The organism is Methylophaga sp. UBA1464 (assembly GCF_002325665.1).
Taxonomy (GTDB): domain Bacteria; phylum Pseudomonadota; class Gammaproteobacteria; order Nitrosococcales; family Methylophagaceae; genus Methylophaga.
In genome coordinates this window covers 1-12,883 of record NZ_DCSO01000077.1, presented here as the reverse complement: position 1 = coordinate 12,883, position 12,883 = coordinate 1, and the positions used below count along the sequence as shown (strand labels likewise).

The window sequence follows — 12,883 nt, the reverse complement described above, 5'->3', positions numbered from 1 at the left end:
CCGCCACCAGAGGTGTCACCACGCACACCTGGATCGGTTTCAACCACAGTCAGATTAACAAAGTTAGGTGGTGTGACCAGCAACGGCGTGCCATTCCACAAAGTTACTGTGTAGGTATATTGTTCTTTAAGCCAGTCTTTGCTGTCCGTAATGGCATTGGCATCGGCAGCATATTGTTCAAAGCTGGTCGGATCCATAAAGTGCCAGAATTCACCGTCGGTATAAGAAAATTCCAAATCAATCTCAACGACATCGGCACTTTCAACGGATTCATTGGTTTTGAAAGTACGTTCGTTAACACGACCTGTTTTCAGGTTACGGAATTTTACGCGATTAAACGCCTGGCCTTTACCGGGTTTCACAAATTCATTTTCGATGATGCTGCAAGGATCGCCATCCATCATGAATTTCAGTCCGGCTTTAAACTCATTTGTACTATAACTTGCCATGCTTACCTCTTTTGGGGGACGATCGTCGCCTGTTCACAAAATCAAAGCCCACTATGATACCGCAATCGCAAGCTGACGTAATCTTTGCTGATTGGCAGGATGAATTAAGTCATGCCATTAAAAACCCAACAGTCTTGCTGCAAATGCTGGGGCTGGAGAATCGTCTGCAAGCGATTGATGCCGAGAGCTTAAAAAACTTCCCGCTACGCGTAACGCAAAGTTATATCAATAAAATGCGCTATGGCGATCCTCAGGATCCCCTTTTGCGTCAGGTTTTCCCGCTGATTGATGAAAATATTGAGGTCGAAGGTTTTTCAGCGGATCCGGTGGGAGATCATCTGGCAATCAGCTCACCCGGTATTTTGCATAAATATCAGGGCCGGGCATTATTGCTGACAACCGGAGCCTGTGCCATTCATTGCCGTTACTGTTTTCGCCGGCATTTTCCGTACAGTGAAAGCAATCCATTAGCGAGTCAATGGCAACAATCAATCGCTGCACTGCAAAGTGATAACAGTATTCGTGAAGTTATTTTCAGTGGCGGTGATCCGCTGGCGTTAACCGATGCAAAATTAGCCGCTATGGTAGAAGACTTACAAAAAATCCCCCATATCAAACGGCTGCGAATTCATACCCGATTACCATTAGTGCTGCCTAAGCGAATCAATAAAAGCTTATTGAGCTGGGTCAGTAAATCCTCCTTACGTGTAGTAATGGTCATCCATGCTAATCATGCCAATGAAATTGATGCTGAAACCGCTGATGCACTATCACTGTTACGCGATGCCGGGTGTGAGTTGTTGAACCAGGCGGTGCTGTTACGGGGAGTTAATGATGATGCTGAGAGCTTAATCGCACTAAGTGAAAAATTAAGCGAGGTTCAGGTCTTGCCCTATTACCTGCATTTACTCGATAAAGTGCAAGGTGCCAGTCATTTTGATGTAGACGAAGCTAAAGGCATTGCCTTAACCGCTGAGATGCGCCGTGAATTACCCGGCTACCTTGTGCCGCGGCTGGTACGCGAGCAACAAGGTGAAGCCAGTAAAACCATTATTGCTTAGGCGCTTTTTTCCGTTCAGACATCGGAATATATTCACGCTGTTCATGTCCCACATAAATCTGCGTTGGACGATAAATACGGTTATTGGAAATCTGTTCGCGCCAATGTGCCAGCCAACCGGCTGAACGAGCAACCGCAAACAAGGCAGTGAACTGATCTTCTGGAATGCCCATTTCCGAATACAGAATACCGGAGTAGAAATCTACATTCGGATACACGCCTTTATGGCCCAGACGATCCACACAGACTTCTTCCAGCTTCATTGCGGTAGCAAACATCTTATCCAGTGAACCACCGCGTTCTTCCACCAGCTTGGTCACCAGTTTATGCAGGATAGTGGCGCGGGGATCCTTAACCTTATATTCCCGATGCCCCATGCCCCAGATAACTTCTTTATTGGCCAGTTTCTTATCAACCCAGGCTTCAACATTATCAGGCGAACCAATTTCCTGCAGCATGCCGACGACACGCTGATTAGCTCCACCATGTAACGGGCCAGAAAGTGTACCAATTGCTGCCGAAATAACGCTGTAAGGTGATGCCAATGTGGAACCCGCAACCAGGGCGGCAAAGGTTGACGCATTCAACGTATGTTCAGCATGCAGAATCAGACAGACGTCCATAATGCGCGCCATCAGACTATCCGGTTCTTTACCGGTAAACATATACAACAGATTTTCGGCTACCGATAAGTCATCGCGAGGATTGATTGGATCGTAGCCCTGACGCATGTGTTCCCACATCGCCACCAGAGGCGCCATCTGCGCAATGATATTGACCGTCATATTGCGGACATAATCGATATCTTTACAGCTATCCGCATCGGTCAGACATTCGGTTCCGGGATAAAACATGCCCAAACTGCAAACCGCAGTTTGTAACATATCCATCGGATGACCGGTATGCGGAAAATGCCGCATCATTTCGCGGATATGATATTTGATACGGTAGCTGCTGCGCAGTTGTTTGGAAAAGCGATTCAGTGCAGCTTTGGTAGGTAATTCGCCATCGAGTAACAATAGCGTGGTTTCTTCAAAAGTACTGTTGGTTGCCAGTGTTTCCAGTGGATAACCACGGTAACTAAGGATGCCTTTTTCGCCATCAATAAATGAAATGGCTGACTTCGTGGCAGGCACACCTTCCAGGCCGGGTAAAAAATCGCTCATCTACTACCTCGTGTTTAAATCCAGCTGGTGGAGTTATTGAAAATGCGGCTCATTATACTGCAAAGGGAAAAGACCGAAACCCCGACCAGGCCAGTGCAGAGAAAGCTGAATGTCAGCCTAATGTATCAGCCCAGATATTTTCCGCCCAGCCTTGGGCATAGAGACCTTCCTGTTCACTGGCGGATTCGGAAACCCCGCCGCTGGGATGAGGCAGCATATCCCGGCTATCTTTATCATAACGATAAACAGCGGCAACATGCCCCGCTTGCTGTCCATCAACAAAACTGTAACAGGTATTGCTGAATACGGGTTGCTGTTCGGGTAATTCATCGCGTAACAAAGCAATTACCGCAGCCGCACAGACCTTGGCTTGCTGATTGGCAATATGTGCCGATTTGGGGACTTTAGCTGCCACTGCATCACCGATCACATGCACCCGCTCAACCGCCGTGGATTCATAAGTCAGATAATCAACATCACACCAACGGTTATCAATATTAATCACCCCCGCCATCGCAGCTACTTTCCCGGCTCTCTGAGGGGGGATAACATTTAAAACATCAGCTTTGTAACTTTCGAAAAAACTTTCAACTTCAAGATTAGCGACGTTGACCGATTCAACTGGATTCATCGGTTGATACTCGATAAAGCCATCATAAAGCTGTTGCCAGGCCTCGGTAAATAACGCTTTTTTGGAAACAATATCCGGATTGGCATCCAATATCAGTAATTTGCCAGATGGATTATGATTTTTAAGATATAACGCAATCTGACAGGCCCTTTCATACGGGCCAGGTGGACACCGGAAAGGGGCTGCAGGCACCGTCATGATGACCAGCCCGCCCTGGCGCATCGACTTTAACTGATTAGCCATCAATTCGGTCTGGGCACCCGCTTTCCAGGCATGGGGGACATGTTGTTGAGCTTCTGCCGTAGCCAAAATAGGAAACTGGTCATAAATAAAATCCACTCCCGGCGCAATAATCAACCGGTCATAATCTACACGGCTATCATCCGCCAGCCACAGTTGACGCTTATCCACATCAACAGCGGTTACTTCAGACTGAATAAATCGAATAGCCTTATCTGCCTGTAAGTTCACATATTCATGGGTAAGCTGCTGCAGATTACGATTACCGCTAAGCATCAGATTACTTTGCGGACAGGAAATAAACTGACTGTTTTTTTCTATCAAAGTGATATCAATATCAGGAGCCCACAGTGACAGATATCGGGCAGCAGTCGCACCGGAAAACCCGCCACCTACAATGACAACACGCTGTTTCTGTCCGCGATAACACGCGGTAGATAAGCCTAAAGGCATGGCCATTGCTGCAGATAGATAGGCTGCATTTTTTAACAATTGACGCCGTTTGATAGTCATATCAAAGTCCTCAGCGGCTAATTCACTGACTCAAGATACTTTTTCACCCTGTGCCTGTAAATCAGCGTGATATGAAGAACGCACCATGGGTCCACTGGCCACATGATCAAAGCCCATTGCTTTGCCTGCCACAGCGAGTTCATCAAATTCAGCAGGAGTAACAAACCGTTCAACGGCCAGATGATGGCGGCTGGGCTGCAGATACTGGCCCAGTGTCAGCATACGGCAACCATGGTCCCGTAAATCCTGCATCACCTGTTTGACTTCATCAATCGTTTCACCCAGACCCAGCATCAATCCGGATTTGGTGGGCACTTCAGGATGCATTTGCTGAAAACGTTTGATTAAGTCCAGTGACCATTGGTAGTCCGAACCCGGTCGAACGGCCTTATAAAGCCGTGGAATACTTTCCAGATTATGATTAAAGATATCCGGTGGATTGTCCGCCAGAATCTCCAGTGCCACATCCATACGCCCACGAAAGTCAGGCACCAGCACTTCAATACGGGTTTGCGGCGATTGCTGACGAATTTCACTGATACAGCGACTGAAATGCGCCGCGCCACCATCGCGTAAATCATCGCGATCTACCGAGGTTACCACCACATGTTTGAGCTGCATTGCAGCAATAGTTTTGGCCAGATGATTCGGTTCATTTTCATCCAACGCATCCGGCCGGCCATGTGCCACATCGCAGAAAGGACAACGCCGGGTGCAGATATTACCCATAATCAGAAACGTCGCCGTGCCATGAGCAAAACATTCACCGAGATTCGGACAGGAGGCTTCTTCACAGACGGTATGCAGATCGTGATCACGCAACATTTGTTTGATGCGCTGTACCTCTGGAGCACCTTGAGACTTGGCACGAATCCATTCCGGTTTACGTTTCGGATCACTGGGCTCGATTTTTATCGGAATCCGCGCAACTTTAGAAGCGCCTTTCAGGGCTTTTACATCACGCTTTACTGTTTCAACCGTGTCGTTCATTACTTATCACCCAGTTGCATGTGTGACAGAAAAACAGACACAAATTGTTGTTTTACTGAGGCCATATTTACCTTTACACCTAATGTTTTCATGTCGGTCATTTGCATTCCCGGATAACCGCAGGGATTGATATCGGCAAAAGGTTGCAGATCCATATCAATGTTCAAACTCAGCCCATGATAGCAGGCACCGCGTTTAACTCGTAATCCCAGCGAGGCAATTTTAGCGTCATTGCAATATACCCCCGGAGCATCTTTACGTGCATAAGCATCAATACCATACTGGGCTAATAATGCGATGACTGAGTTTTCCAGACAACTGATCATGTTGCGCACCCCCAGGTTATGGCGGCGTAAATCAATCAATGGATAGACAATTAATTGTCCCGGGCCATGGTAGGTAATCTGTCCGCCACGGTCGGTTTTTACGACTGGAATAGCATTCTTATGCAGCAGATGTGCATCCTGACCATTAAAACCCTGTGTGTAGACAGGAAAATGTTCCAGCAACCAAAGCTCGTCTTCCGTGCGGTTATCTCGTTGCAGCGTGAACTGCTGCATGGCGATCAATGTAGGCAGGTAATCTCGTAGACCGAGATCATGAATTTTCATCAGAGCACGTATTTAACCGCTTCGTGACTACTGAGTTCCTGATAGATGGCGTCCAGTTGTTTTTTACTGGTCGCCTCAATGACCACGGTGATGGAAGTATATTTGCCACCCGAACTTTGTTTACTGGTGACTGCCCCCTCAGCAATATCACCAGCATGCTTGCGCACGATCTCCACCACAATATTATCCAACTGCGGGTGGGTTTCTCCCATTGCCTTTACCGGATATTCACAGGGAAATTCCAGTAAAGTATCTTCTCCGCTTGCTTCACTCATCAAGCTACCTCATTTTTATATTGCTGAAACAACGCATCCATTTGCTGCCAGACCGGACCGGGCTTACCGCTACCGACAATCTCACCATCCAATAATGTGACTGGCACAACTTCTTTCGTCGAACTGCTGATCCATATTTCATCAGCATTACGTAAAGCGGATTCGCTGATCGCTCTTTCATGTAAGGGAATATCGGCTTTCGCTGCTAATTCGATGAGCAGATCACGGGTAATACCGGGCAAGACTTTTTCATCTTTCGGTGCCGTGAAAATAACGCCGTCGATCACCGCATAGGCATTACTGGCCGAGCCTTCAGTGAGATAATTGTCACGAATCAGTAATGCTTCCTGCGCCCCCGCATCCTGCGCCAATTGCTTCATCAAACTATTTGCCAGCAAGGTTATCGCTTTGATGTCACAACGCATCCAGCGAATATCTGCTGTAGTAATCGCTTTGATGCCTTCGGTTTTCCAGCTTTCAGCAACCGGATGCAAAGGATTACTCATCATAAACACACTAGGCGCAACACCGATTGGGAAAATATGATCGCGGGGTGCAACGCCACGGGTAACCTGTAAATATAAGGATTGATTACCCGCATTATTCCGGGCGATCAGCTCATTTACAATGTCAGTCCATTGCTTACCGGAGAACGGATTTTCAATGCGAACGCCATCCAGACTGTTCTGCAATCGCTGCAAATGACGATCCAGTAAAAAGGCATTTCCGGCATACACCGGAATCACCTCATAAACACCATCACCTAGTAAGTACCCGCGATCATAAACAGAAACCTGTGCTTTATCGGCGGATAGAAACTCGCCATTAAGATAAACAATTGCCACGTCTTATTAACCCCAGATCAGCATTAACAAGCTGTCCAGGATTCTTCTCCACCAGCTGCCTTTTTCAATATTTTCTACAGCCACCAGCTTTTGCTGAGCAACCACTTCGTCTCCCAGACGGATCTCAACTTCACCCAGCTCAGTGCCTTTGACTATCGGTGCTACAACCGGTTGCTGAATATTAGTGGAGGCCTGTAAATCTTTATAGCGGCCGCGCGGAACAGTAATCGATAACGGCTGAGCCAAACCCAGGTTCAATTGTTTGGTTTCACCTTTCCAGACTTTAGTCTGAGTAATCGCTTCATCGGCAGCATAGAGTTGATGCGTTTCAAAAAAACGAAATCCAAAATTAAACATCTTCTGGATTTCCTGAGCACGAGCGTTCTCACTGGCAGTTCCCATTACAACAGCAATTAAACGCATACCATCGCGCTTGGCTGATGCAGACAAACAAAAACCGGCTTCTTCGGTATGACCGGTTTTCAAACCATCGACAGTATTATCACGCCATAGCAACTTATTACGATTGTGTTGGGTGATACCGTTATAGGTATATTCCTTTTCGGCATACCATTTGTAATGCTCGGGAAAATCGCGAATCAATGCCGCAGACAGAATGGCAATATCATGGGCTGTAGTATAGTGCTCCGGCCCGGGTAACCCGGTGGCATTTTCATAATTGGTATTGAACATACCAAGTTTTTGAGCATATTGATTCATCATCTGGGCAAAGACTTCTTCACTGCCTGCGACATGTTCAGCCAGTGCTACCGCAGCATCATTGCCAGACTGTACGATCATGCCTCTTAATAAAGCTTCTACAGTGACTCTGGTATTCACCTCAATAAAACTCCGCGAACCAATCATTCGCCAGGCTTTTTCACTAATTAACACTTCATCATCAAGATTAATGTTGCCGTCATGAATTTCCTGTGACACCACATAAGATGTCATCAGTTTGGTAATACTGGCGGGTGGAAGGCGTTCGTCAGCATTTTCTGACATCAGAATATGACCACTGTCATAATCCTGCAAAATATGAGCAGTGCCAGCGATAGATGGTGCAGTTGGATTCGGTGTAATCATGCCGGCTGCTGTCAGTGTTGAAACACTGAATAGCAAACCTGCCAGACTCATTTTTAACAATTTAATCATTAGTTACTCTCAAGTGTAAAAACGTTATTCGGTCACAATACGGGTATCGGAAAATCCCATATCCACTAGCCTGCTGGCAATGCGTTCGCCATACTCAGCACTTTCCAGTGGTCCGACTCTGACTCGATATAGTGGCGTTTGAGCACGTTCAACAGGGGAAATATGCACCCGTTCTTCGATCTGTTGTTGAACTTGCTGTCTGATTTGTTCCGCACGACTCATCGTGCTGAAAGCCCCGACCTGCAGGAACAATACTACTTTTCCAATTGTGCTGGTTGGTGCCACCGCATTGGAAACAGAGGCGGCTTTGGCAACATTTTCAGTCGCTCTGATGTTAGCAGATGCCGTCACATTCTTTTTAGTGATTGCGCGGACTTCAACATTGCCAGTGCCTTTATCGATAATGCCTAATTTCGTGGCAGCACTATAGGATAAATCAATCAGCCGATCATCATGAAATGGACCTCGGTCATTAATTTTAACCACGATTTTACGTCCATTATCCAGATTGGTCACTTCAGCATAACTTGGTAATGGTAAGGTTTTATGTGCTGCTGTCATGGCATACATATCGTAAGGCTCGCCACTGGAAGTTCGCCGGCCATGAAACTTGGTGCCGTACCATGACGCTTTACCTCGTTCCACATAATTTTCACTGCTGGCAAGTGTGTAATAACGTTTGCCAAATACTTCATAAGAAGCGGGATTTCCATATTTACTGCGGGGCTCATCTCGCGGTACGGCATCCGGAATATTTGCCACATCCGGTTTGACTCTGGGCGCACCATCCTGTTGTTCTGTGATCGTTCCGCAGGACCACAGATTAACAAGCACCAACGATAAACTTAAATGCCTAACTATATGGCGTTTCATTTTGAGGACTCATAAGTATTACGAATCTCTTCGGACAGTTGCACAACCGCCATGGCATACATACGACTGTGATTGTAACGGGTAATCGCATAAAAATTCTGCCGTCCTAACCAGAGTTCTTCGCCACCCGGCTGAGTCAGACTGAAAACAGTAATAGCATCATCGCCTTCTGGTAAATCGGCAGTCGACAATCCTGACTTGCGTAATTCTTCACGGGTTATGCTGGGCTTCAACCCACGATCAACCAAATCCTGTGGTAAATCATTACCTTGATATTGTGTCGCGTGAACTATTGTCTGACCAGGCTGCCAACCGTGGCGACGTAAATAATTGGCAATACTGCCAATGGCATCCGTCGGGTTTTTCCAGATATCGCGATGTCCATCACCATCAAAATCCACTGCATACTCGCGGAAACTGCTTGGCATAAATTGCCCCAGCCCCATCGCACCGGCATAAGACCCTACTGGCTCCAGCTGTGACATTTCCTCCTCACGCGTCAGAATTAAGAAGTTTTTCAATTCCGAACGGAAAAACGGACTACGCGGCGGGTAACGAAAGGCCAGTGTAGATAATGCATCAACTACCCTGAAGCTCCCCATATTGCCACCAAAACGCGTTTCGACACCTAGAATTGCCAGAATAATTTCCGCTGGTACGCCCAACTCATTTTCCGCCCTTTCCAGAGCAGCAGCATGTTTTTTCCAATAGGCAACACCGGCATTAATACGCGCCTGGTCAAGAAAAATTTCGCGATATTCATACCACGGCTTACTTTTTTCCGCTGGTCTGGAAATCGCTTTAAGGATACTGTCCTTGACTTCCACCTGGTCAAACAACGCTTCAAGTTCAGCTCTATTAAAATCGTGCTCCTGCACCATTTCGTCAATAAATTTATCCAATTCCGGTAACTCTGGATTGGCATAAGCTGGCGTCAGCATCAGGCCTATAAGTGTGGCTACAATATGCTTCTTCACGGTGACATCATCCTCCGATGGGTGTGTATAGACATCAGGATACCGAAGCCTGCCAGCAAGGTCACCATTGAAGTGCCTCCATAGCTGATAAGTGGCAGCGGCACCCCGACAACAGGTAATAAACCAGTAACCATTCCAACATTTACAAATACGTAGACCAGAAAAGTAATGGCAATACTGCCCGCCAGTAATTTCATGTAACTCATCTGCGCCTGAGCGGCAATATATAGCCCCCTTGCCGTAATCAATAGATAAACTGTGATTAACATCACCAGACCAATCAAACCGAATTCTTCTGCAATCACAGCAAAAATAAAATCGGTGGATCGTTCCGGTAAAAACTCGAGATGTGACTGCGTTCCCTGCAACCACCCCCGTCCATGCAAACCACCGGAACCAATCGCAATTTTTGACTGGATAATGTGATACCCGGCGCCAAGTGGATCTGACTCAGGGTTAAACAAGGTCATGACCCGTCGCCGCTGATAATCATGCATGAAATACCATAATACCGGGGCAGCGGAAGCGCAAAGTACTATAAAACTCATGAGCAATCGCCACGACATACCCGACAAAAACACCACAATCAGGCCAGAGCTGGCGATCAACAATGCAGTTCCCAAGTCCGGTTGCTTACCGATGAGTACTACCGGAATGGCAATCATCAGCAAAGCCATAAACAATCTTGCAAAACTGGGGGGCAGAGGTCGCTCGGCCAGATAAACGGCGACAGCCATAGGCACTGCCAACTTCATTATTTCAGATGGCTGAAAGCGAAAAAATCCTAAATCAAGCCAGCGTTGTGCACCTTTGCCAATCGTGCCAAACAGCAATACTGCAACCAACATTAAAACGCCGATGCCATACACCCAAAAAGCCATATCCTTAAATCTGTCAGGTTGGATTTGTGCCAGAATAATCATGGCAGCAATGGCGATCGCCATACGCACACCCTGGCGAATTAACAAGCTGATATCTTCACCGCCGCTGCTGTACAATACCACAGCACTAAATACCATCAGCGCCACGATTCCCAGCACCAATAAGCCATCCAGATGAATACGCTGCAGTATAGAAGTCCAGTGAACTCTGGAGACCTTGCGACGATCCTGCAACAACGGGCTTATCGTTCTGGGTGGATTGCGACGATCATTCAGTAATTGGCTCATCGCTCTCTTTCTCTGTTTCTATACCAAAATACACATCAATCAGTTTTCGGGCGATGGGTGCTGCGACGGCACTGCCACTGCCACCATTTTCGACAATAACCGAAATAGCAATTTCAGGGGCATCTGCAGGGGCAAAAGCGACAAACAAAGCATGATCATGCAGTTTTTTCGCCAGGGTTTCTGCATCATATTTTGCATCCTGTGCAATCCCAAATACCTGAGCTGTGCCGGTTTTACCCGCAATTTTGAATGGCAAGTCTTCTCCAATATGCCGTGCCGTTCCGCGTTTGCCATGCACCACTTCAACCATGGATTCAATGACAGCCTGCCAATTACTCGATTTCTGAATTGGCAGACTGTCAGTCTGTTGTCCCCCAATCAATTGCATACCATCATCACTATCTGATTTTGTGGCACGTACCAGCTGCGGTTTATATACAGTACCTAACATACCCAATGTCGCAGTGGCATGAGCCAACTGCAAAGGTGTTGTTTGATTAAAGCCTTGGCCAATGCCTGAAATCAACGTTTCCCCCGGAAACCAGGCCTGATTTCGTTGGGCCCGTTTCCACTCCCTTGAAGGTGACAGTCCCGCACTCTCCCCAGGCACATCAATTCCTGAGCGTTTACCAAAACCAAAATAATCCAGAAAGCCATGCAGCCGATCAATGCCCAGGGCATGAGCCAAATCGTAAAAATAGACATCACAGGATTCTGCCATGGCGCTTTTCAGATCGACATGGGCATGTCCCTGTCGCCGCCAGCAACGATAACGGTGCTCATGTCCTGGAAGCCTGTAAAAACCGGGGCAATAAGTCCGGCTTTGCTCAGTGACCACATTCAACTCCAGTCCCGCTAATGCAACAAAGGGTTTAAATGTAGAACCCGGAGGGTAATGACCGCGCAAGGCACGATTAAATAAAGGTTGCTCAGGATTATCTCTTAACGCTGCATAGTCTGTGGTGCTAATCCCGGTCACGAATGCATTGGGATCGTACTCAGGCTTACTGACCATGGCCAGAACACCACCATTGCGCGTGTCCAGCACCACGACAGAGCCATTGTATTCTCCTAATGCTTCTGAAGCGGCTTTTTGCAGCTGTATATCTAAATGCAGATAGAGATCTTGGCCCGCCGTGGCTGGTTCACTGAACAGTTCTCTGACTGTACGTCCCTGAACATTCGTTTCCACCTGCCGATAGCCTACTGTGCCATGCAACAGATCTTCATATTGCTTTTCAACACCATTTTTACCAATCTGCAGGGTGCCTTTGTAATTCTGCCGATCAATAACCTGCATCTCTTGTTGATTGATACGGCCAACATAGCCCACCGCATGGCCGAAAAGTGTCCCTTGGGGATAATGACGAATCAGTCGGCCCACAACATCAACTCCAGGGAATCGATGCCGATTCACTGAAAACAGCGCAACTTCTTTTTGCGTCAGCTGATTACGAACAACGATTTCTTCAAAAGCCCTGTGACGTTTACGTCGCTCGTTAAAAGCAGCAACATCCTCTTCGGTTAAAGACAGTAACTCCGCCAGTTCGGCGATGGTCTCATCCAGATTCGTCACTTTTTCAGGAATGACTTCCAAACTGAAAGTTGGAATATTTTCAGCGAGCAATACCCCATTACGATCGTAAATCAGTCCACGTTGAGGGGGTAAGGGTTCAATAGCAACACGATTACGATTTGACAGTGAATCAAAATGTTCAAAGTCAACAATCTGCAACATCACCAGCCGAAAAATGATAATGCCGAACAATACCAGAAAGAAAAGCCCGGCAATTATCAGCCGGTTGCTCACCAGACGACTTTCACGAAAATGATCTTTAAGTCGGTGCCGTGGATCGATCACGATCAGCTCACCTGAAAACTACGACGTATTTTCCTTAATACGGCATATACCAGCGGCCAGACCAGCGT

13 protein-coding genes are annotated in these 12,883 nt (G+C 47.0%); 1 reads left to right on the top strand and 12 read right to left on the bottom strand.

Annotated features, from left to right (window positions below):
- Positions 1-449, bottom strand: a 449-nt coding sequence (locus B3O33_RS09235; RefSeq protein ID WP_292363477.1) for an elongation factor P, incomplete at its 3' end; no start/stop codon positions are given.
- A gap of 53 nt (positions 450-502) precedes the next feature.
- On the opposite strand from B3O33_RS09235, the gene epmB reads away from it, so the two are divergent.
- On the top strand, positions 503-1,510 hold the full coding sequence (gene epmB, locus B3O33_RS09230) for an EF-P beta-lysylation protein EpmB (protein WP_292362411.1): 1,008 nt from the start codon (positions 503-505) through the stop codon (positions 1,508-1,510).
- Here the strand turns inward: epmB and B3O33_RS09225 are convergent.
- From B3O33_RS09225 to mrdA, 11 genes are all read right to left on the bottom strand, one after another.
- Positions 1,500-2,675 (bottom strand): citrate synthase, encoded by a 1,176-nt coding sequence (locus B3O33_RS09225; protein ID WP_069295554.1) that lies wholly within the window; start codon positions 2,673-2,675, stop codon positions 1,500-1,502. The two genes, epmB and B3O33_RS09225, sit on opposite strands and share 11 nt — an antisense overlap.
- A 112-nt stretch (positions 2,676-2,787) precedes the next feature.
- Entirely contained in the window at positions 2,788-4,059 is a 1,272-nt protein-coding gene (locus tag B3O33_RS09220; RefSeq protein WP_292362410.1) for an NAD(P)/FAD-dependent oxidoreductase, read from the bottom strand.
- Positions 4,060-4,089: 30 nt separating this feature from the next.
- On the bottom strand, positions 4,090-5,049 hold the full coding sequence (gene lipA / locus B3O33_RS09215) for a lipoyl synthase (RefSeq protein ID WP_292362409.1): 960 nt from the start codon (positions 5,047-5,049) through the stop codon (positions 4,090-4,092).
- Positions 5,049-5,660: a lipoyl(octanoyl) transferase LipB gene (gene lipB, locus B3O33_RS09210; RefSeq protein WP_292362408.1), complete on the bottom strand. Its 612-nt coding sequence runs from the start codon at positions 5,658-5,660 to the stop codon at positions 5,049-5,051. Before lipB ends, lipA begins: the two co-directional genes overlap by 1 nt.
- Positions 5,660-5,935, bottom strand: a complete 276-nt coding sequence (locus B3O33_RS09205; RefSeq protein WP_292363476.1) for an HP0495 family protein — start codon at positions 5,933-5,935, stop codon at positions 5,660-5,662. Before B3O33_RS09205 ends, lipB begins: the two co-directional genes overlap by 1 nt.
- Positions 5,935-6,780 carry a D-amino-acid transaminase gene (gene dat, locus B3O33_RS09200; RefSeq protein ID WP_292362406.1) on the bottom strand — a complete coding sequence of 282 codons (846 nt, stop codon included), beginning with the start codon at positions 6,778-6,780 and terminating at the stop codon, positions 5,935-5,937. The genes B3O33_RS09205 and dat overlap by 1 nt, the downstream gene beginning before the upstream one ends.
- A gap of 6 nt (positions 6,781-6,786) precedes the next feature.
- Entirely contained in the window at positions 6,787-7,935 is a 1,149-nt protein-coding gene (locus B3O33_RS09195) for a D-alanyl-D-alanine carboxypeptidase family protein (protein WP_292362405.1), read from the bottom strand.
- Positions 7,936-7,959: 24 nt separating this feature from the next.
- Positions 7,960-8,808, bottom strand: a complete 849-nt coding sequence (locus tag B3O33_RS09190) for a septal ring lytic transglycosylase RlpA family protein (RefSeq protein ID WP_292362404.1) — start codon at positions 8,806-8,808, stop codon at positions 7,960-7,962.
- On the bottom strand, positions 8,805-9,785 hold the full coding sequence (gene mltB / locus B3O33_RS09185; protein ID WP_292362403.1) for a lytic murein transglycosylase B: 981 nt from the start codon (positions 9,783-9,785) through the stop codon (positions 8,805-8,807). The genes B3O33_RS09190 and mltB overlap by 4 nt, the downstream gene beginning before the upstream one ends.
- Positions 9,782-10,954, bottom strand: coding sequence for a rod shape-determining protein RodA (rodA, locus tag B3O33_RS09180; protein WP_292362402.1), 1,173 nt, complete (start codon positions 10,952-10,954; stop codon positions 9,782-9,784). Before rodA ends, mltB begins: the two co-directional genes overlap by 4 nt.
- A complete protein-coding gene (gene mrdA, locus B3O33_RS09175; RefSeq protein WP_292362401.1) occupies positions 10,935-12,815 on the bottom strand; it encodes a penicillin-binding protein 2 in 1,881 nt (626 codons plus the stop codon). The genes rodA and mrdA overlap by 20 nt, the downstream gene beginning before the upstream one ends.
- Between the last annotated feature and the right edge of the window lie 68 nt (positions 12,816-12,883).